General features: G+C 74.2%; 16 protein-coding genes. 8 read left to right on the forward strand and 8 right to left on the reverse strand.

Translation table 11 applies throughout. From position 1 onward, the window contains the following. Positions 1-75: 75 nt before the first annotated feature. The gene (locus ACIA6C_RS24005; protein ID WP_399278818.1) at positions 76-1,185 is read right to left on the reverse strand and encodes a DUF5925 domain-containing protein; all 1,110 of its coding nucleotides are present in this window, start codon (positions 1,183-1,185) and stop codon (positions 76-78) included. A 196-nt stretch (positions 1,186-1,381) separates the two neighbouring features. Here ACIA6C_RS24005 and ACIA6C_RS24010 point away from each other — a divergent pair, with 196 nt between their 5' ends. Further along, a complete protein-coding gene (locus ACIA6C_RS24010; RefSeq protein WP_361133781.1) occupies positions 1,382-2,188 on the forward strand; it encodes an SGNH/GDSL hydrolase family protein in 807 nt (268 codons plus the stop codon). 13 nt (positions 2,189-2,201) lie between these two features. On the opposite strand, the gene ACIA6C_RS24015 is transcribed toward ACIA6C_RS24010, so the two are convergent. Then, on the reverse strand, positions 2,202-3,842 hold the full coding sequence (locus ACIA6C_RS24015) for a protein kinase (protein WP_399279106.1): 1,641 nt from the start codon (positions 3,840-3,842) through the stop codon (positions 2,202-2,204). 285 nt (positions 3,843-4,127) lie between these two features. On the opposite strand from ACIA6C_RS24015, the gene ACIA6C_RS24020 reads away from it, so the two are divergent. Beyond that, positions 4,128-4,397 (forward strand): hypothetical protein, encoded by a 270-nt coding sequence (locus ACIA6C_RS24020; RefSeq protein WP_361133174.1) that lies wholly within the window; start codon positions 4,128-4,130, stop codon positions 4,395-4,397. Between the two features lie 174 nt (positions 4,398-4,571). On the opposite strand, the gene ACIA6C_RS24025 is transcribed toward ACIA6C_RS24020, so the two are convergent. The 3 genes from ACIA6C_RS24025 to ACIA6C_RS24035 all read right to left on the reverse strand — a co-directional run bounded on the left by ACIA6C_RS24025 (position 4,572) and on the right by ACIA6C_RS24035 (position 7,876). Next, the gene (locus tag ACIA6C_RS24025; protein ID WP_399278821.1) at positions 4,572-5,831 is read right to left on the reverse strand and encodes a CaiB/BaiF CoA transferase family protein; all 1,260 of its coding nucleotides are present in this window, start codon (positions 5,829-5,831) and stop codon (positions 4,572-4,574) included. Positions 5,832-6,089: 258 nt separating this feature from the next. Further along, entirely contained in the window at positions 6,090-6,878 is a 789-nt protein-coding gene (locus ACIA6C_RS24030) for an ABC transporter permease (protein WP_399278823.1), read from the reverse strand. Continuing rightward, positions 6,875-7,876, reverse strand: coding sequence for an ATP-binding cassette domain-containing protein (locus ACIA6C_RS24035; RefSeq protein WP_399278825.1), 1,002 nt, complete (start codon positions 7,874-7,876; stop codon positions 6,875-6,877). The genes ACIA6C_RS24030 and ACIA6C_RS24035 overlap by 4 nt, the downstream gene beginning before the upstream one ends. A gap of 78 nt (positions 7,877-7,954) precedes the next feature. Between ACIA6C_RS24035 and ACIA6C_RS24040 the strand changes: the two genes are divergently transcribed. Then, positions 7,955-8,671: a TetR/AcrR family transcriptional regulator C-terminal domain-containing protein gene (locus tag ACIA6C_RS24040; RefSeq protein WP_399278827.1), complete on the forward strand. Its 717-nt coding sequence runs from the start codon at positions 7,955-7,957 to the stop codon at positions 8,669-8,671. 18 nt (positions 8,672-8,689) lie between these two features. Here ACIA6C_RS24040 and ACIA6C_RS24045 read toward each other — a convergent pair whose 3' ends face one another. Beyond that, the gene (locus ACIA6C_RS24045) at positions 8,690-9,826 is read right to left on the reverse strand and encodes a type ISP restriction/modification enzyme (RefSeq protein WP_399279108.1); all 1,137 of its coding nucleotides are present in this window, start codon (positions 9,824-9,826) and stop codon (positions 8,690-8,692) included. Positions 9,827-9,974: 148 nt separating this feature from the next. Here ACIA6C_RS24045 and ACIA6C_RS24050 point away from each other — a divergent pair, with 148 nt between their 5' ends. After that, complete coding sequence (locus ACIA6C_RS24050) at positions 9,975-10,142, forward strand: hypothetical protein (protein ID WP_361133189.1); 168 nt, start codon at positions 9,975-9,977, stop codon at positions 10,140-10,142. A 124-nt stretch (positions 10,143-10,266) separates the two neighbouring features. Here ACIA6C_RS24050 and ACIA6C_RS24055 read toward each other — a convergent pair whose 3' ends face one another. Together ACIA6C_RS24055 and hmgA are read right to left on the reverse strand one after the other, a co-directional pair. Then, a complete protein-coding gene (locus ACIA6C_RS24055) occupies positions 10,267-11,016 on the reverse strand; it encodes a GntR family transcriptional regulator (RefSeq protein WP_399278829.1) in 750 nt (249 codons plus the stop codon). Positions 11,017-11,092: 76 nt separating this feature from the next. Beyond that, on the reverse strand, positions 11,093-12,424 hold the full coding sequence (gene hmgA / locus ACIA6C_RS24060; protein ID WP_399278831.1) for a homogentisate 1,2-dioxygenase: 1,332 nt from the start codon (positions 12,422-12,424) through the stop codon (positions 11,093-11,095). A 1,572-nt stretch (positions 12,425-13,996) separates the two neighbouring features. Between hmgA and ACIA6C_RS24065 the strand changes: the two genes are divergently transcribed. Genes ACIA6C_RS24065 through ACIA6C_RS24080 form a run of 4 tightly spaced genes read left to right on the forward strand, consistent with a single transcriptional unit; the run spans position 13,997 to position 19,079 of the window. Next, entirely contained in the window at positions 13,997-16,129 is a 2,133-nt protein-coding gene (locus tag ACIA6C_RS24065; protein WP_399278833.1) for a right-handed parallel beta-helix repeat-containing protein, read from the forward strand. 56 nt (positions 16,130-16,185) lie between these two features. Beyond that, the gene (locus ACIA6C_RS24070) at positions 16,186-17,058 is read left to right on the forward strand and encodes a hypothetical protein (RefSeq protein WP_399279110.1); all 873 of its coding nucleotides are present in this window, start codon (positions 16,186-16,188) and stop codon (positions 17,056-17,058) included. Next, positions 17,055-18,422 carry a hypothetical protein gene (locus ACIA6C_RS24075; RefSeq protein ID WP_399278835.1) on the forward strand — a complete coding sequence of 456 codons (1,368 nt, stop codon included), beginning with the start codon at positions 17,055-17,057 and terminating at the stop codon, positions 18,420-18,422. Before ACIA6C_RS24070 ends, ACIA6C_RS24075 begins: the two co-directional genes overlap by 4 nt. Before the next feature lie 36 nt (positions 18,423-18,458). Continuing rightward, positions 18,459-19,079, forward strand: coding sequence for a TetR/AcrR family transcriptional regulator (locus ACIA6C_RS24080; RefSeq protein WP_399279112.1), 621 nt, complete (start codon positions 18,459-18,461; stop codon positions 19,077-19,079). Positions 19,080-19,223: the final 144 nt, after the last annotated feature.

Consider the following 19,223-nt stretch of genomic DNA (forward strand, 5'->3'; position numbering starts at 1 on the left):
GCCCGGGGGCGGCGGGGACGACGGGGCGTGGCCTTCGGGGCCATTGTGGTCGCACCCGGCCCGCCGGGACGGGACCTACAGGTAGAGCCCCGGCTCGGCGCCGTGCCCCTGGGGCGGGAGGAGGGCCGCCGTCGGGCCCGCGCCGCGGCGCAGGGCGAAGAGCTCGGCCAGGGTGGCGCCCTCGCGGGAGACGCCCCCGTCGCTGCCGAGCCACTCCGTCGCCTCACGGTGCGTCAGCCGGCCGACCTCGATCCGGGCCAGGCAGCGGCCCGGCCGGACCACCGCCGGGTGCAGGCGCTCCAGGTCCTCGTTGGTCGTCACCCCGACCAGCACGTTGCGGCCCTGCCCCAGCAGTCCGTCCGTCAGGTTCAGCAGCCGGGACAGCGCCTGCCCGGCCTGGTGGCGGGCCTCGCCGCGGATCAGCTCGTCGCAGTCCTCCAGCAGCAGCAGCCGCCAGCGGCCCTTGGCCGTGCCCTCGTCCTCGCCGATGGCGATGTCCATCAGGTAGCCCACGTCGTTGAACAGCCGTTCCGGGTCCAGGACGCAGTCCACCTGGCACCAGTCCCGCCACGACCGGGCCAGCGTCCGCAGCGCGGAGGTCTTGCCCGTCCCGGGCGGCCCGTGCAGCAGGAGCAGCCGGCCCGCGATGTCGTCCGGGGTCACCTTCATCAGCCGGTCCATGGCCTCGGCCACCGGCGCCGTGTAGTTGGGCCGCACCTCCGGCCAGGTGCCCGCGGCGATCTGCCGGGTCGTGCGGTAGGGGCCGCGGCGCGGGGAGACGTACCAGAACCCCATCGTGACGTTCTCCGGTTGCGGTTCGGGCTCGTCCCGCGCCCCTTGCGTGGCCTCGCCGAGCACACCGGCGGCGAGTTCGTCGCTGACGGCCGTGACCGTCACGTCGGCGCCCCGGCTCCAGCGCGACACGAGCATCGTCCAGCCCTCGCCCTCGGCGAGCGTCGCACTGCGGTCGGTGTCGCGCGCCGCGCGCAGCACGGTCGCGCCGGGCGGCAGCAAGGTGGCCTCCGCCTTGACCCGTTCGATGGAGACGCTGTGCGAGTACGGCTGCTCGCCGGACGCGAACCGGCCGAGGAACAGGGCGTCGACGACATCCGACGGCGAGTCGCTGTCGTCGAGGGTGAGCCGGATCGGCAGCGCGTCGTGCGGGTTGGCTGACATGGCGCCCATGATCCGGCACGAACTGCCCTCCCGCACCCGTGTTTCGCCGGATCGGGTGTCGGGGTCCCCTCTTCAAACCCCTCGTGGGTGAAGATTCGAAGCCGGTTCCGCTCCGAACATTCTTGGCATGAACACTTCCAGCCAGGCCGTGCTCCCTGTACCAACGACTCAGGAGTAACCCCCACTAGGAGCCGCACACATGAGCATGAGACTGTCGCGCTTCGCCACCCTCACCTCCGCCCTCTTACTCGCCGCGGGCGCCACCCTGTTCGGCGCGGGCCAGGCGGCCGCCTCCGCCCAGGCCGACTTCGGCTACGCAGCCCTCGGAGACTCGTACTCCTCCGGCGTGGGCTCCGGCAACTACGACAGCGCGAGCGGGAACTGCAAGCGCAGCTCCCGGGCCTATCCGGCCCTGTGGGCCGCCGCCCACTCCCCGCAGACCTTCTCCTTCACCGCCTGCTCGGGCGCCCGGACGGGTGACGTCCTGTCCGGCCAGCTCGGCCCGCTGAACTCCGGCACCGACCTCGTCAGCATCACCATCGGCGGCAACGACGCCGGTTTCTCCGACGTCATGACGACCTGTGTCCTCCAGTCGGAGTCCACCTGCGTCAACCGCGTCAACCAGGCCAAGGCGTACGTGGACTCCACCCTCCCCGGTCAGCTCGACCAGGTCTACAACGCCATCTCCTCCCGCGCCCCGGCCGCCCACGTGGTGGTCCTCGGCTATCCCCGCTTCTACCAGCTGAACGGTTCCTGCATCGCCGGACTGTCCGAGGGCGAACGCAGCGCCATCAACGGAGCGGCCGACTACCTCAACGCCGCCATCGCCAAACGCGCCGCCAACCACGGCTTCACCTTCGCCTCGGTCACCGGCGCCTTCACCGGCCACGAGATCTGCTCCGGCAGCGCGTGGCTGCACAGCCTCAACTGGGCGGACATCGGCGAGTCCTACCACCCGACCGCCACCGGGCAGTCGAGCGGCTACCTGCCCGTCTTCGCCGGCAAGGCATAGGCCCGCCCGGTTCTCACGGCGTTTCCCCCGGGCCCGGCGCCGGGCCCGGGGAGCCGGAGGGGGCCGGTGGAGCGGAGGAGGAGGCCCCGGCCGTCGGGGTCTCCTCCTCGCACGTCACGGAGAAGTCCATCCACGCCGAGTCCACCCGGGCGGGCGTGCGCACCTCCAGCCGTACCGCGTCCTCAAGGCTTCCGCCGGTGCCGGGCTCCGTGTGGTTCAGTTGCCGGGTCTTCGCGCCGCCCGCCTCGTACGTGACGCTCTGCCAGGGCGCTTCCGGGGCCGTCGCCCCACCGCGCGTCACCCAGCGGTACTCCACCACGGCGGGGAGGGTGTCCACCGCGATCGTGCCGGTGAAGGCGGGCGCGGCGGCCGGGGGCGGCGGACAGGTGCCGCGGTAGGCGCCGTACACGGTGTGGACGTACAGCGTCACCTGCTGCCCGGGCGTCGGGCTGCCGCCGGCCGAAGGGGAGGCGGCCGGGGTCGGCGGCGGGCTCGTGGACACGGCCGCCGGCCCCGTCGGGCCGCTCCCGGCGCCGCCGGTGCCGTCGTCCGGCGTCCCGCGCGGGTCGAGCAGGAGCAGGCCGAGGGCCACGGCCGCCAGGAGCAGCACCACGATCCCGGCAGTCAGCACCAGTGCGGCCCTCCTGCGCCCGGGCTCCGGGGCGGCGTCGCGCGCGGAGAGGGGTGCGGTGGGCGCCGGGCCGTAGGGGCTGAGCCCGTGCGGCGGGGCCGCCGCCGCGTCCGGCCCCGACGCCGTACCGGCCGGGGCCCGCAGGGCACCCACCGCACCGGGGGCCCGCGTGGTCCCTCCCGCGCCCTGAGGGTCCCGTACGGTTCCTCCCGCGCCGATGACGCGGAGCATCCGGGCCGCCTCCGCCGCGGACAGCCGCACGTCCGGGTCCTTGCGCAGCAGCCCCTCCAGTACGGGCGCCAGCGGCCCGGCCCGGCGCGGCGGCGGCAGTTCACCCTCCACGACCGCCCGCAGCGTGGCCGGCGGGGTGTCCCGGCGGAACGGCGAGACCCCCTCGACGGCCGCGTACAGCAGCACCCCGAGCGACCACAGGTCCGACGTGGGTCCCGGCTCGCGGCCCAGCGCCCGCTCCGGCGCGAGGAATTCGGGGGACCCGACCACCTCTCCGGTCATCGTGATCGCGGAGGAGCCCTCCAGGCTCGCGATCCCGAAGTCCCCGAGGAGGACCCGGCCGTCGTTGGCGACCAGCACGTTGGCGGGCTTGACGTCCCGGTGCACCACCCCCGCCGCGTGCGCGGAGCGCAGCGCCGCCAGCACCTGTTCGCCGATGTGCGCGGCCCGTTGCGGGGTCATGGGCCCCTCGCCCTCCAGCACCTCCGCCAGCGAGAGCCCGCGCACCAGCTCCATCACGATCCAGGGGCGTCCGTCCTCGGTGGCCACGTCGTAGACGGTGACCACTGCGCGGTGCGAGACCCGCGCCGCCGCCCGGGCCTCCCGCTCCAGCCGCCGGTACATCCGTTCCACTTCGGCCCGGTCCAGTCCGGCGGGGGCCCGGACCTCCTTCACCGCGACCTCGCGGCCCAGAACTTCGTCGCGGGCCCGCCACACGGTGCCCATGCCGCCGCGGCCCAGTGGACCGAGCAGTCGGTAGCGGCCGGCGATGACACGCCCGTCCCCGTCCATGTTCCCGCTCACACGAGCCCCCGTCTCCGTCACCGGACGATCACTCCACGTTAGCGCGGCGGGGGTGTCTTGACCCCTGTCGTGACGGGACTGCCGCAATGGAGCCCCCGATGCGGTCCGGAAGGCATCCGCCCTGTGCGGAGAGTGATCGCCGAATGCGCTGAGTAATCGTCAACTCCCCGTAGGTATAGGGGTAATTCACACCACCGGGATACCCGGGGGCGACGTCGGGGCGATAGGGTTAACCTGCCCGGGCCGGGTGCCCTCGTACGGGTGGGGAGAGACATGGAACAGATAGCAATGCGCAGCAGGCCGCCTCGCGTGCCTGCCATCACCTGCGGCAGCGGTGCGACCAGCTCGCGCCTCGACCGCCACCTCGCCGTGCTGGGCGGTCCCGCCGTCCCGCACCACCAGGCCGCGGAGGCGACGCTGCTCATGCGCGAACTCACCTCCCGCGACCACACGCACGTCCAGCGGAGCCGGAGCGCGCGCGTCGCGCTGTTCGCGCCGCTGCGTCGGCTGCGGCGCACGCTCTTCGGCAGCCGCCGCTCGTAACTGCCCCTGCGAGGCGGCCGGTCGGTCCGGCCGCACCCCCGGCCCCGTCTTGTCCACGGCGTACTCCGGCAGTGCCCCGGCCTACCCGGGTGTGCCCCGCCCCCTCCCGGCGGTCCCCGGTGTCCCGGCAACCCGGCGCCTTCGCGCCGGGAGGCCGGGCCCCGCCGTCACTCCTCAGGCGACCACACCGTCCCGGCGCAGCGCCGCGATCCGCACGTCCGTCATCCCCAGGCCGCGCAGCAGCGCCTCGGTGTGCTCGCCGAGCGCGGGCACCGCCCCCATCCGCGGCGGCGGGCCGTCCGGCAGCCCGATCGGCGGCAGCAGTGCCCGCAGCGGGCCCACCGGGGACCCCACCTCCCGCCAGCGGTCCCGGGCCGCCAGCTGGGGGTGCCCCGCCAGCCGCGCCACCGAGTTCAGCCGCGCGCAGGCGATGCCGGCCGCCTCCAGACGCCCGATCGCCTCCTGCGCGTCCAGCGCCGCGAGCGCCTTGGCCACGACGGCGTCGGTCGCCTCCCGGCCGCGGGTGCGTGCGGCGTTCGTCGCGTACGCCGGGTCGTCGGCCAACTCCGGCCGCTCCAGCACCTGTTCCGCGAGGCGACGCCACTCGCGGTCGTTCTGCACGGACAGCAGTACGCGGTCCCCGTCGGCCGTCGGGTAGGCGTCGTAGGGCGCGATGACGGCGTGTGCGAGGCCGGTGCGCACCGGCTGCCGTCCGTCGTGCATCGTGTGGTGCAGGGGGTGGCCCATCCACTCGGCGAGGGCGTCCAGCATCGACACCTCCACCCTGCCCCCGCGTCCGGTGGTCCCGCGGCGCAGGAGGGCGGCGAGCACCCCCGAGAACGTGTACATGGCGGCCGCGATGTCGGCCGCGGGAATCCCCGCTTTGACGGGCTGCTCCGGGGTGCCGGTCACCGACACCAGCCCCGCCTCGCACTGGACGAGCATGTCGTAGGCGCGCTTGTGGGCGTACGGGCCCTCGGGGCCGTAGCCGGAGATGTCCACGGCGATCAGCCGCGGGTAACGGGCGCACAGTGCCGCCGAGTCGAGGCCGAGCCGGGCGGCGGCGCCGTGGGCGAGATTCTGGACGAAGACGTCGGCGCCGTCCAGCAGGCCGTGCAGGACCTCCCTGCCGCGCGGGTCCTTGAGGTCCAGCGCGATGGACTCCTTGCCGCGGTTGGCCCAGACGAAGTGCGAGGCGAGGCCGTGGGCGGTGGCGTCGTAGGCGCGCGCGAAATCGCCGCCGTCGGGCCGCTCGACCTTGACCACCCGCGCTCCCAGATCGGCGAGCTGGCGGGTGGCGAAGGGGGCCGAGACGGCCTGTTCGACGGCGACGACGGTGATGCCTTCGAGGGGCAGCGGATCGGCGGCGGGCGGAGCGGGTCGCGGCGCGGCGGGCGGGACGGGTCGCGGGGCGGGGTGCGGGTCAGGAGCCATGACAGCCTGCCTACCTGCTCGGACCCGGGGCTGTCATCCCGCACAGTGCCGAGAACTCCGTGGCTTTCCGCGCGGGGTGCCGCAGCCGGACGGCTTTCCGCGCGGCGTGCTCGGAGCCGGACGGCACCCGGCCCGGCTTGCTCGGAGCCCGCTTGCGCGGAGCCCGGCGTCTTCGGAGGGGGGCTGCTTGCTGCCCGGCGTGCTCCCGGCCCGGCGTGCTTCGGGCCCGGCCCGGCGTGCTTCGGGCCCGGCCCGGTCTCAGCCCAGGCCGCGGGTGAACCGGCGCGCGGCCGCCGGGGCGAACAGCGCCAGCAGGACCAGGGACCAGGCCACCGCTCCCGCCACCGGGTGCGCCGCCGGCCAGGCGGCTCCCGCCGCGGCCTCGCCGCCCGCGTTCCCGCAGAGCACGCGCACCGCGCTCGCGACCGCGCTGATCGGGTTCCACTCGGCCACCGCCCGCAGCCACCCGGGCAGTCCGGCGGTCGGCAGGTACGCGCTGGAGAGCATCGGCAGCACGAAGGTGGCGCTGCCCAACTGGCCGGCCGCCTCCTCGCTCTTGCTCAGCAGCCCGAGGTACGTGCCCGTCCAGGCCGTGGCGAAGCGGAACAGCAGCAGCACCCCCAGGGCGCCGAGCGCGCCCGGCAGGCCGTGCTCGATCCGCCAACCCATCGCCAGTCCCACCAGCATCAGCGGCACCATCGACAGCGCCGTCGTCAGGAGGTCGGCGGCGGTCTGCCCGAGCGGCACGGCGGCCCGGCTCATCGGCAGCGTGCGGAAGCGGTCCATCACCCCCCGGTGGGCGTCCTGCGCGGCCGTGAACATGCCGGTCATCAGGCCGTTGGCGGCGGTGGCGGCGAGCAGCCCCGGCACCAGGAACTCCCGGTACTGCGAACCCGGCATGGCGAGCGCGCTGCCGAAGACGTAGCCGAAGAAGAGCAGCATGGTGATCGGCATCGTCTGGGTGAGGATCAGCAGCGCGGGTGCGTGGCGGGCCTTTTGCAACTGCCGGGTGAAGACGGCGCCGCCGTCGGACAGCAGGGTGCTCATGCCGCGTCCTCCTTGATGTGGGCTGTGTGGTCGATGTGATCGATCCGGCCGGTGGTGGCGCTGCGGACCCGGGTCAGGCGCAGGAACACCTCGTCGAGGGTGGGGGGCCGCAGCGTTGCGTCGGTGACCGGGATCCCGGCGGCGTCGAGGGCGCGGATGATCCGGGGCAGCGTCAGGGCGCCGTCCAGGACCGTCGCGCCGGCCGTGAGGTGCTCCTCGTCCAGTACGGGCACGGCGCCGGTGAGCTGGTCCAGTACGACCGCCGCTCCCGCGAGGGCCGTGCGGTCGGCGACGGTGACCTCTGCGTGGGCGCCGATGCGGGCCTTGAGTTCGGCGGGCGTGCCGCCGGCCACGACCCGGCCGCCGTCGACCACCACGATGTCGTCGGCGAGCCGGTCGGCCTCCTCCAGGTACTGGGTGGTGAGCAGCACTCCGGCACCCTCGACGGCGAGTTCCCGTACGGCCGCCCAGATCTGCTCGCGGGCCGCCGGGTCCAGGCCGGTCGTCGGTTCGTCCAGGAACAGCACCCGGGGGCGGTTGATCAGCCCGGCGGCCAGGTCCAGCCGCCGCTTCATCCCGCCCGACCAGGTGGAGGCCACCCGGTCGGCCGCCTCGCCCAGGTCGAAGCGGTCCAGCAGCTCGTCGGCGCGGGTCCGGGCCGCCGCACCGCGCAGCCCCGCCAGGCGGGCGAAGAGCCGCAGGTTCTCGCGGCCCGTCAAGTCCCCGTCGACCGTGGCGTACTGGCCGGTGACCCCGATGGAGCGGCGGACGGCGGCCGGGTCGCGGGTGACGTCGTGACCGGCGACCAGCGCGCGGCCGCCGGTGGGTGCGGTGAGGGTGGTGAAGGTGCGGACGGCGGTGGTCTTGCCCGCGCCGTTGGGGCCGAGGAGGCCGCACACCGTGCCGTACGGCACCGACAGGTCCAGGCCGCGCAGGGCGTGGACCTCTCCGTAGCTCTTCTCCAGACCCTCACTAAGTACAGCGTACGTAGTTGTCATGTTCGGCACCCTACCGCACTACGTACGGTGTACGTAACTACGATGGGGCGATGGAAGAAGTGACGAGGTGATGGGCCGATGACGCCCGGCGACCGCACTGCCGAAGCCGAAGTGATCTGGGCCCGCCCGCAACGGGCCGGCCGGGGCCCCCGCCCCGCGCACAGCCGTGACTCGATCGCGGCCGAGGCGGTACGGATCGCCGACGCGGAGGGGATCGACGCCGTCTCCATGCGCCGGGTGGCGGCGGGGATCGGCGCCGGGACGATGTCCTTGTACAACTACGTCCCGCGCAAGGAGGACCTGTACGAGCTGATGGTCGACGCGGTCGGCGGGGAGTACTCCTACGCCCCGCCGACCGGCGACTGGCACGCGGACCTGCTGGCCCTGGCCCGCCAGACACGGGCGCTCATGCACCGCCACCCCTGGCTGCCCCGGCTGCTGAGCCCGGCCCACGGGTTCAGCCCCAACGCCCTGCGCTACCTGGAGCACGGCCTGGCCTGCCTGGAGCCCCTGGAGGTGCCGGACGGTGAGAAGCTGGAACTCATCGCCGCCGTCAACGGGGCGGTGGCCACGTTCGTGGCGAGCGAGCTGGCCCTGGCCGAGCGGGCGCGCACGCTCCCCTGGAGCGAAGCCGAGGAGCAGGGCGCGCGGACGGCGTGGCTGGGTTCCCGGCTGGCGACGGGGGAGTACCCCAGGCTGGCCGCCGCCCTCGCGGGGTGGACGGGCATCCCCGCCGACCTGGGCGAGGCGTTCGACCGCTCGGTGTCGCGGCTGCTGGGGGCGTGGGGGGCGTAGGGCGGGCCGAGCCGGGCGCTACAACAGGGCGAACTGACCGCCGGGGCCCTCCTCCCGGTGGTCCAGGACCGAGGCCGGGCGCCGGGCCCAGCGCGGCGCGGGCAGCACCCCGGCGGCTTCGAGACCGGCGGCCGGCAGCGGCGGACCCGGCTCGAACGCCGCCCGCCGCGGTGCGAGGTCGGCGAGCAGGGCCAGGGTCGTCACCAGGGACAGCAGCTCCGACGTCCAGGCCTGCGGCCACTCGGCCGGGCCCAGCGCCTCCAGCGCCTCCAGCCCCTGCGCGCGGGCCACCCGGTGCGCGGCGCGGGCGGCGAACCAGGCCTCCAGCACCCGGGCGCCCTGCGCCTCGTACCGCCACGCTCCTTCGGGGACGGGGGAGATGCTCCCGTCACCGAGGTTCAGCGTCTCGGTCTCCGGGTCGTACGCGAGCCCGCCCGGCCAGGCCGTGACCGCCGAGCGGACGTACGGCCGCCGCCCGCCCGGCAGCCGGGGCGCGTCCCCGCCCGGCGCTCCGCGCAGCTGCACCGTGAGCAGCCGGTGGCCCAGTTCCAGCCCGGCGCGCCAGCACTCCGGGTCGGTGGTGAGCGGGACCTCGTACGCGCCCCGGGGCCCGGGGCGGGCCGCCGCCAGGGCCCAGCACAGCACGTCCTGCGCGCTGACCGGGCCGCCGTACCGCTCACCCAGCAGGGCCACCAGCCCCGGCGCGAGGTTGGGCTCCGCGCCGCCGGGGCGCCGGTACAGGGGGCGCACGAGGCCGACGCGGCCGACCGGCAGGTGCGCGGTGACCGACGGCTGCTCCGGGGTCTCCACCAGGAACAGCTGGTGGCCGTCGAGGACCCGCCATAGCTCGGGGCGGGCGGCGTCGATGAGTCGCTGGTCCGGTAGGAGCCACTGTTCGTCGAAGGGGGCGCACAGGACGCGTACGGGCTGCGGGCAGGGACCGGGCGCGACCGCGAAGGGGGCGGTGGCGGAGCGCTGCCCGGGCAGGGCGGCGGCCCCGGTGGCGGGCGTACGGCCCCGTGCGGGACGGAACAGCCGCTCCTGCTCCGCGCCTTCGGCGGCGGCGAGCGCCGTCCAGCGGGCCCGCAGGGTGGCGGGGTCGGGGGCCGCGACCCACTCCCGTCCCAGGCGCGGCGGGCGCACGGCCCAGGGCATCAGATCGTCCAGCAGCGGGGTCTGCGGCGGTACGTCGGTGCTCACGCGGCCGATGGTATCGACGGGGAGAGATGGCCGGGCCCGGTCCCGGACGAAGCGTTACGCTCCTTGTGTAGGCCTATGTATGCATTTCCGGCAGGAGGCGGTCATGAGTCAGTACGACGAATACTCGACCCCGTCGCAGGCCGAGGGCGAGCGCCTCGACGAGGACATGGACGAGAAGGAGAAGGGGCAGCGCCACCCGCAGACCATGCGCGGCACGCCGTCCCAGGCGGAGGGCGAGCGGGGCACGGAGGACGAGGAGAAGAAGGGCTGACCTTGTCCGGCGGGAGGCCCTTTCTCCGGTCGGCCGCCCTTCCGTTCCCCGGCCGGCCGCCCTTTCATTCCCGGGCCGGCTGGCCTTCGTTCCCGGGCCGGCTGGCCCTTGCGGCGGCTTTCTCTCAGGTGGCGTCGACGGTCACGGTGAAGGAGAACCTGTCGCCGCGGTAGCGGATCCGTGCGACGTCCACCACCCGGCCTTCCTCGTCGTACGTCACCCCCGTGTAGTGCAGGATCGGGCTGAGCAGCGGGACGCGCAGCAGTTCGGCGGTCTCCGGATCGGCGAGGCGGGCCTCGACCGTGTCCGTGATCCGGCTGATCCGCACGCCCACGATGTCCCGGATCACCTTCGTCATCGGCCAGCGCTCCAGATCCGCCGGGTCGATCGCGGAGGCCAGCTCCGGGAGGACCGCGTTCTCCGCCCAGTTGCTCGGCTCCCCGGTCTGGCTGTCGTGGCGCAGCCGGCGGTACGTGACCACCTCCGCGGTGCCGGGAAAGTGCTCCAGCAGGTCCCCGGCCACCACCTCGCGGGAGTGGCCGAGGACCGTCGTACGTTCGCCCGACTGCTGGGCCACGATCGCGTCCACCGAACCCAACAGCCGGACGGGTGCACCGCGCCGGGCGCCCGGTTCGATGAAGGTGCCCCGCCGGCGGTGCCGGCTGATCAGCCCCTCGCCCTCCAGTTCCTTGAGCGCCTGGCGCATCGTCAGCACGCTCACCCCGTAGTGCTCCGCCAGTTGCTCCTCGGTGGGCAGCCGCAGCGAGGCGTCCGGGGTGCGCCCCAGTATCGAGGCGCGCAACGACTGGGAGACCTGGTACCAGAGCGGAAGCTTCCGGTTCAGCACCAGGGAGTCGGGGGCGAAGGCGGTCACGGGGTTTCTCCGTACGGGCGGGACGTGTGGGGACTTTGCCGGCCGGCCGGGGCGGGCGGCGGGCCGCCCGGCCGGTTCAGGCCCGGAAGTGGCGCTCCAGACCCTGCCACACGTCGTCGTAACCGCGCTGGAGGTGTCCGGCGCCGACCGCCTGGGCGGTGGCGGTGACGGGCCATCGGGTCTCGAACATGAAGGCCAGCCCGTCGTCGATCTTCTGCGGCTTGAGCTCCGCGGCGCTCGCCCGGTCGAAGGTCTCGCGGTCCGGTCCGTGCGCGGACATCATGTTGTGCAGCGAGCCGCCGCCGGGCACGAAGCCCTCGGCCTTGGCGTCGTAGGCGCCTTCGATCAGGCCCATGTACTCGCTCATCACGTTCCGGTGGAAGTACGGCGGGCGGAAGGTGTCCTCCCCGACGAGCCAGCGGGGCGCGAAGACGACGAAGTCCACCCCCGCGAGGCCCGGGGTGTCGGAGGGCGAGGTCAGGACGGTGAAGATCGACGGGTCCGGGTGGTCGAAGCTGATGGAGCCGATGACGTTGAAGCGGCGCATGTCGTACACGTACGGGGTGTGCGTGCCGTGCCAGGCGACCACGTCGAGTGGGGAGTGGTCGTAGGTGGCGGACCAGAGGTTGCCGCAGAACTTGTTGACCACCTCCGTCGGACGCTCGACGTCCTCGTACGCGGCCACGGGCGCCCGGAAGTCCCGGGCGGCGGCGAGGCCGTTGGCGCCGATCGGACCGAGGTTCGGAAGCTCGAAGGGCTGCCCGTAGTTCTCGCAGACGTAGCCGCGGGCGTCCTCGTCCAGCAGCTCGACGCGGAAGCGGACGCCGCGGGGGATCAGCGCCATCTCGCCCGGGCGCGCGCTGAGCAGGCCGAGTTCGGTGCGCAGCAGCAGGCCGCCCCGCTCGGGGACGATGAGCAGTTCGCCGTCGGAGTCGCTGAACACCCGGTCCGTCATGGGGGCGTTGGCGGCGTAGAGGTGGATGGCCATGCCGGTGCGCTGGGCGGCGTCGCCGTTGCCGCCGAGGGTCCAGAGGCCGGCGAGGAAGTCGGTGCCGGGGGCGGGGTCGGGGAGCGGGTTCCAGCGCAGGCGGTTGGGGTCGGGGACGGTCTCGGTGAACGGCGCGCTGCGCAGGGCGCCGTTATCGACCCGGGTGAAGGGCGGATGCGCGGCCGAGGGGCGGATCCGGTAGAGCCAGGAGCGGCGGTTGTGGGTGCGGGGCTCGGTGAACGCGCTGCCGCTGAGCTGCTCGGCGTAGAGCCCGAGGGGTGAGCGCTGGGGCGAGTTCCGGCCATGCGGAAGCGCCCCGGGAACGGCCTCGGAGCTGTGCTCGTTCCCGAAGCCGGTGAGGTACGCCAGCCCCTCCGCGATCTTCCTGGCCTGCTCGCTGCTGCTACCGCCGTCACTCATGCAACGCTCCCGGGTCTGCCGTAGGAATCCTATGCCCGACAGTAGGATTCCCCGGGTCCCCCCGTCAACGCCCAACGGCCCGTCCCGCCCGCCCGCGCCGCCCCGACCGGGGGCGCGGCTTGCCCGGGGCCGGGGCCGTGGCGGAGCCGCCTGTGTGGCCGCCGCCCCAGCCGGCCGGGGCGCGGACTGCCCCGAGGTCGGTCGCGGCCCGTCCTTACTGCCCCGGCGGGACTGCCCCGTGGCAGGGGCCGTGGCGGAGCCGCCTGTGCGGCAGCCACCCGCAGCCGGCCGGGTCGCCCGCCTGCCCCGGCGGTCGCTGCCCGTCCTTACTGCCCCCGGGCAGGGGCCGTGGCGGAGCCGCTGTGCGGCAGCCGCCCGCACCCCACCGCGCCGCCGCCTGCCCGAGGTCGGTCGCTGCCCGTCCTTACTGCCCCGGCGGGACTGCCCCGTGGCAGGGGCCGTGGCGGAGCCGCCTGTGCGGCCGCCGCCCCCAGCCGGCCGGGTCGCCCGCCTGCCCCGGCGGTCGCTGCCCGTCCTTGCTGCCCCGGGAGGACTGCCCCGGGGCAGGGGCCGTGGCGGAGCCGCCTGTGCGGCCGCCGCCCGTAGCCGGCCGGGGCGCCGACTGCCCCGAGGTCGGTCGCGGCCCGTCTATGCTGCCCCGGCGGGCCCCGGGGGAGTCCGGGGGCGTCGGGGGCTGTGTGTGCCGCAAACCGCCCGCGGACGGGCCCGGTTTGCCCCCGGGGGCCGAGTTCGTCCGGGGCGTCGTCTGCCCCCGGGCCGGGGTGCTAGTGGACCCGCCCGCTGGAGAACGCCCGCAGCACTCGGACGGGGCCCGCGCTGTGCAGGATCTCCGGACTCCACGCCTGAGCCGCCCCTTCCCCCGTCCTCAAGTCACCCGAGGCCCGGTACGGGAGACCCGCTGGAGAAATCCCGGACCGTCGGCGGCGCACGGGCCTTGCGCCTTCCGGCCTCGCCGGCGACTGAGGCACTGGCGGGACGGAGCGCCGTGCCCGGCGGAGCGGGGTCTTCGCCGGGCCCGCGTTCGGCCCGGGTGCCGGTCCGCCTATGCGGGGACTGTGCCCCGGCTCCGCCGTCTGGTCGCTGCTCCCGCCTGACCGAGGCGCCCACGCTGTCCTCGCTGACACGGTCTCCCCCCATCCAGCCCCGCCGGCGATTGAGGCGCGGGCCCGGGCGGTGCGGGGGTCCTGCGGTGTTGGCCCGAGCCCCGGATGCAGGTCTGGCGCCCCGCCTCGTCGCGTCGGGTGCCGGGTGGCCCCGGTCAGTTCCGGCCTCCGGCCGGGGCGCTGTAGCGGCGGTCTCCGCCGGGCCCGTCCGGCGGGCGCGGGTGCGCGTGCCTCCCGCCCGACGGCCTCGGCGAACGCCATGCCCTCAGGGGGCTTCGGCCCGACGGCATCAACCCCGGTGGGGGGCGCGGCGCGGCTTCCGGTCCGGCGAAGCCGGCGATCGGCGCGGGGCCGTCTCCGGTGGGGCGCGCACGCGATGGCGGCGGAGTTCGGGCTATTCGTGCCCGAGGGGATCCAAAAAGATGAACATTGCTCTACTCTCTCGCGCATGCCGTGGACCCGCAGGATTCCTGCCGTGCCGGCGGTGCTCCTCGCCGCCCTCCTCGCTCTCCTGTCCCTCCTCGCCGCCGCGCCCACCGCCGCTGCGCACGAGGAGCGCCCCGTCACCCTCCCCGACGGAACCGGATCCGTTCCCGAGTACCGCAACGCCGAGCCCGACCTGCTGGTCTGCAAGACGGACCGCCCCGACTTCGAGCGCCGGATATCCGCCTTTCCCGAAGCCCTCAAGCAGCGCAACCTCGCCCTCTACGCCCGCTGCGAGAAGAGCGGCTACCGCCATCTCCAGGACGCCGTCGACGCCGTCGACCGGGCCGGGATGAACATCGCGATCCTGCCGGGCCTCTACGAGGAGGACCCCTCCCTCCCCAAGCCGAGCGGAGAATGCGCCCACCTCAAGGCCCCGAACTCCGCGCTCGGCTACCAGATCCTGTCGTACGAACAGCAGGAGCAGTGCCGCCACAACCAGAACCTGGTCGCCATCCTCGGCAAGACGAACCTCCAGATCGAGGGCACCGGCGCCTCCCGGCTCGACGTGGTCATCGACGCCAAGTACCAGAAGCTCAACGCCATCCGCGCCGACAAGTCCAACGGCATCTACTTCCGCAACTTCACCGCCCAGCGCACCACCTTCAACTCCCTCTACGTCCTCGCGGGCGACGGCTTCGTCATCGACGACGTCCTCACCCGCTGGAACGACGAATACGGGTTCCTGACCTTCGCCAGTGACCACGGCCTGTACAAGAACTGCGAGTCGTACGGGAACGGCGACTCCGGCATCTACCCCGGCAGCGCCTCCAACATCAACGACGGCCGCGGCTACGACGTCCCCCGCTACTCCATCGAGATCACCGGCTGCCACAGCCACCACAACATGGTGGGTTACTCCGGCACCGCCGGAGACTCGGTCTGGGTGCACGACAACGAGTTCGACCAGAACATGGGCGGCGCCTCCATGGACAGCGCCTTCCCCGGGCACCCCGGACTCCCGCAGAACCACGCCAAGTTCGAGCGGAACCTGATCCACGACAACAACGCGGACTACTACCCCAACGTCGCCGACGGCACCTGCGCCAAGCCGCCCATCGAGCGCGGCTACGAACAGGGCGTGGTCTGCCCCCAGATCTCCATGCCCCCCGGCACCGGCATCATCACCGCGGGCGGCAACTGGAACCTGTACGAGAACAACTGGGTGTACGGGCACAAGCGCGCGGGCTTCTTCCTCAGCGCCGTGCCCGCTTTCATCCGCGGCGAGGAGGCGTGGTCGAAGCAGACGGACACCTCCCACCACAACCGCTACGCCGGCAACATCCTCGGCACGGACAAGTCGGGCGCCTCCCGCCCCAACGGCATGGACGTGTGGTGGGACGGCCAGGGCAGCGGCAACTGCTGGCAGGCGGGACCGGACGGCTCGACGCCCGGCACCCTGCCCGAGTGCGGCGACCGCCGCGGATCGGTCTCCGGCGGCTCCGCGCGCCTGGCCGGCGAACCGGTCAAGCTGGTACAGCTGCTCGTCTGCGCCGACTACAACGTCCAGGCACGCAAACTCCCCGCGGGCTGCGACTGGTACGGCGCCCGCGGTCTGGAGCGGGTCGAGACCCAGATCGCGCTCGCCGTGGCCGCCGTACTGCTGCTGGTCGGCGGGGTGCTGTGGTGGCGCCGCCTGCGGCACTCGCGGCTCGGGACCGCCGCTTCACTGCTGGGCCTGGCCGGGCTGGCGCTGGACGTCGCCGGCTCCACCATGACGCTCAACCCGACCTTCGTCCCCGCGCTCGCCCTGTTGCTCCTGGGCCTGTGGTGGACGGGAGCCGGCCTGGCGCTGCGCCCGTACCGGCCCTGGCTGGCCCGGCTGACCCTGCTGCTGGGCGCACTCACCCTGCTCGACGCCTTCGACAAGGCCGTCCTGATGATCCCCTGGATACCACTCGGCCCAGCCTGGATACGAGGCGTCGTGGCAGTGCTGTGGACCCTGTGGGCGGTCGTCGCCTCCGCCCGCCCGGGCACCGCGCCCGCCCGCCCCGCCGGCCCCGGCGGAGACCGCGCCCCGGCCCCGGCGGGCCCGGCCCCCGTCCTGAGCGCCACGGCCGCCCCGGACGTGCCGGACACCACCGGAGGCACCCCGTGACCCACCCCTCCGCCGGCCGCCCGGCCGCCCGCGTCACCTGTGACGCCTGCGCCCCCTTGCCCCGCACCGCGTCGCGCGCGCCCCGCACGACAGCCCTGGTCGTCGTCCTCCTCCTGCTCGCGGGCGGTGCGGCGACGGGCTGCGGGGGCAGGGCGACCACCCACCACAAACCCGGCACCAGCCACGAGCAGGCCTCCGGCAGCGTCGGCACCCTGCTCCCCGTCCAGGACGGCGCCGGCCACCACCTGCGCGAGGTCCCGGCCCAGGGCGCGCCACAAGTAGCCCTCACCGCGCACCCCGACTCCGAGGACGGCTGGAACCTCCAACTGACGGTGACCGACTTCCGCTTCACCCCCGACAGCACGGGCGGCGCCGCCCTCCCCGGCACCGGTCACGCCCACCTGGAGCTCGACGGCCGCAAGCTGGCCCGGGTGTACGGCCCGTGGTTCCACCTGCCCGCGGCACAGGTGCCCGAGGGCGCGCACACGCTGACCGTCCGCCTCTACGCCGACGACCACACCGCCTGGGCCGTCGGCGGCAAGGCGGTGGAGGCCTCCATCCCGCTGACCGGCGCAGCCCCGGGCGAAGCGGGCCGCACCCACGCCGCACCCACCCCACCGTCCACAAGCCCACCGTCGGAAGCCCCACCGTCGGCGACCCCGGCCGCCGACCGGACGATCACCCTCACCGTCCGGGCCGGCAAGGTCACCCCGGCCCCGGGCCGGATCGAGGTGACGCGCGGCGAACGCGTGGCCCTGCGGGTCACCAGCGACCGCGCGGACACCCTGCACGTCCACGGATACGACAAGGAACTCGCCCTGCCGGCAGGCCAGGAGGCCGCCCTGGTCCTGACGGCCGACCGCACCGGCCTGTTCGAGGTCGAGACCCACGAGTCCGACCTGGTCCTGACCCAGCTCCTCGTCCGATGACCCCGCTACCGCTCCTGATCCCCGCCCTGTGCGCGGGAGGTGACCGCGGTGGCCGGGACGTGGTCCCGCACCCGGCCGATCCGGCCGTCACCTACCTCGCGCACGGGATCGGATCCCAGCACGATCTGCCCATATCTCCCTTCTACGCGTTCGCCGGTGCCTTCGCCGCACTGTTCGTCTCCTTCCTCGCCCTCGGCCTGCTCTGGTCCACCTCACGCTTCCGCGGCGCCCGCTCCGGCCTCGGCCTGCCCGCCGGGCTCCAGCGGGTGGCCGACGCGCCGGCCACCCGCACCACCCTGCGCGGACTCGGCCTCGCCGGAGCCCTCGCCCTGCTCCTCCACCTCCTCCTCGGTCCTGACGGCCCGGCCCGCAACCCCGCTCCGGGCGCCGTCTACGTCCTCCTCTGGGTCGGACTCGTGCCCGCCTCCCTCCTCTTCGGCCCGGTCTGGCGCCTCCTCAACCCGCTGCGCACCCTGCACCGGCTGCTCGCCCGGGCCCTGCCCCGCCAGGGTCCCAGCCGGCCGCTGCCCACCAGGCTCGGCCAATGGCCCGCCGCGGCCGCACTGTTCGGCTTCACCTGGCTTGAGCTCGTCTCCCCGGATCCCGCATCAACCACCACCCTTCTGATCGCCCTCGGCGGCTACGCCGCCCTCCACCTCGCCCTCGCCGCCCGCTTCGGCGAGAACTGGTTCGCCGACGGGGACGCCTTCGAGGCGTACTCCACCCTCCTGGCCCGCCTCTCCCCCCTCGGCCGCCGAGACGACGGCCGCCTCGTCCTCCGCAACCCCTTCCACGGACTCGACGCGACGCCCGAGCGGCCCGGACTCGTCGCCACCGTCTGCGTCCTGCTCGGCTCCACCGCCTACGACGGCTTCTCCGACAACCCCTCCTGGATCAACGCGATACAGACCTCCCCCCTCGGCCGCACCCCCACGGCCACACTCGGACTCCTCGGTTCCATCGCCCTCGTCGCCACCCTGTACTGCCTGTGCGCGGCGGCCACCCGCCTCGTCAGCGGCCCGCACCCCGGCCCGCTGACCGCCTTCGCACACTCACTCGTGCCGATCTCCCTCGGCTATCTCACCGCTCACTACTTCTCCCTCCTCGTCACCGAAGGACCACGCACAGTAATCATGGCACTGGGCACTGACAACGCCCCAGGACCCTTGCCGCCACTGGGTCCGGGCGCCCTCGCGGCCCTCCAGGTCATCGCCGTCGTCACCGGCCACGTCCTCGGGGTCGTCGCCGCGCACGACCGCTCCGTGCGCCTCTTCCCGCCGGCGAAGGCCGTCGCCGGCCAACTGCCGCTGCTCGCGCTGATGATCACGTACACCATCGGCGGACTCAGCCTCCTGCTGAACTGAGACCGCCCGACCCGAGCACCCGCCAGGAGCGGCATGATGGACCCCGTGCCCCCCGCCCAGCCCATGCGCCGGACCCCGGTCCAGCAGCGCAGCGCCGACCGCCTCGCCCGCATCCTCGACGCCTGCGCCGAACTGCTCGACGAGACCGGGTACGAGAACCTCAGCACCCGCGCCGTGGCCCAGCGCGCCGGCGTGCCCATCGGGTCCGTCTACCGCTTCTTCGGGAACAAGCGCGCCATGGCCATCGCCCTCGCGCACCGCAACCTCGACCGCTACGCCGAGGGGATCCAGGAGCGGCTCGCCACCCTCCCGCGCACCCACTGGCGGCCCGTCGTGGACGCGGTGCTGGACGAGTACCTGGCCATGAAGCGCAGCGTCCCCGGCTTCGCCCTCGTGGACTTCGGAGTGCCCGCGCCGCCCCCCGAGGGCCCCGCGGCCGACCCGAACCACCTGGTCGCCGTCCGGCTGACCGCACTGCTCTCGCACCACCTCGGGCTCGTTCCCGACGCCGTCCTCGAACGGGCGGTCCTGGTCGCCGTCGAAGCCACCGACGCACTCGTCCAACTCGCCTTCCGGACCGACCCGGCGGGGGACCCGGGCATCGTCGCCGAAACCCGCGCCATGATGCAGGCGTACCTCGCACGGGTCCTGGACTGACCCCGTATCGACTGCGACCCGGGCCCCGTGGCGCCCGTCTCCCGCGTGACCGGCGGATTTCCCGCCCGGCACCCTCCCCAACCTCCCTACCGGTCGGTATGCTCGGTCCGCCGTCGGCCAGCGCCGCAGCCTGCCGCCCCAGGA

The organism is Streptomyces sp. NPDC051578, from assembly GCF_044454045.1.
In the GTDB taxonomy this organism is placed as follows: domain Bacteria; phylum Actinomycetota; class Actinomycetes; order Streptomycetales; family Streptomycetaceae; genus Streptomyces.

What these genes read in the sequence shown, in the direction of transcription:
- ACIA6C_RS24005 (WP_399278818.1), bottom strand. Translation starts at nt 1,185, where the DNA reads ATGGGCGCCATGTCAGCCAACCCGCACGACGCGCTGCCGATCCGGCTC.
- ACIA6C_RS24010 (WP_361133781.1), top strand. Translation starts at nt 1,382, where the DNA reads ATGAGACTGTCGCGCTTCGCCACCCTCACCTCCGCCCTCTTACTCGCC.
- ACIA6C_RS24015 (WP_399279106.1), bottom strand. Translation starts at nt 3,842, where the DNA reads ATGGACGGGGACGGGCGTGTCATCGCCGGCCGCTACCGACTGCTCGGT.
- ACIA6C_RS24020 (WP_361133174.1), top strand. Translation starts at nt 4,128, where the DNA reads ATGGAACAGATAGCAATGCGCAGCAGGCCGCCTCGCGTGCCTGCCATC.
- ACIA6C_RS24025 (WP_399278821.1), bottom strand. Translation starts at nt 5,831, where the DNA reads ATGGCTCCTGACCCGCACCCCGCCCCGCGACCCGTCCCGCCCGCCGCG.
- ACIA6C_RS24030 (WP_399278823.1), bottom strand. Translation starts at nt 6,878, where the DNA reads ATGAGCACCCTGCTGTCCGACGGCGGCGCCGTCTTCACCCGGCAGTTG.
- ACIA6C_RS24035 (WP_399278825.1), bottom strand. Translation starts at nt 7,876, where the DNA reads ATGACAACTACGTACGCTGTACTTAGTGAGGGTCTGGAGAAGAGCTAC.
- ACIA6C_RS24040 (WP_399278827.1), top strand. Translation starts at nt 7,955, where the DNA reads ATGACGCCCGGCGACCGCACTGCCGAAGCCGAAGTGATCTGGGCCCGC.
- ACIA6C_RS24045 (WP_399279108.1), bottom strand. Translation starts at nt 9,826, where the DNA reads ATGCCCTGGGCCGTGCGCCCGCCGCGCCTGGGACGGGAGTGGGTCGCG.
- ACIA6C_RS24050 (WP_361133189.1), top strand. Translation starts at nt 9,975, where the DNA reads ATGAGTCAGTACGACGAATACTCGACCCCGTCGCAGGCCGAGGGCGAG.
- hmgA (WP_399278831.1), bottom strand. Translation starts at nt 12,424, where the DNA reads ATGAGTGACGGCGGTAGCAGCAGCGAGCAGGCCAGGAAGATCGCGGAG.
- ACIA6C_RS24065 (WP_399278833.1), top strand. Translation starts at nt 13,997, where the DNA reads ATGCCGTGGACCCGCAGGATTCCTGCCGTGCCGGCGGTGCTCCTCGCC.
- ACIA6C_RS24075 (WP_399278835.1), top strand. Translation starts at nt 17,055, where the DNA reads ATGACCCCGCTACCGCTCCTGATCCCCGCCCTGTGCGCGGGAGGTGAC.
- ACIA6C_RS24080 (WP_399279112.1), top strand. Translation starts at nt 18,459, where the DNA reads ATGGACCCCGTGCCCCCCGCCCAGCCCATGCGCCGGACCCCGGTCCAG.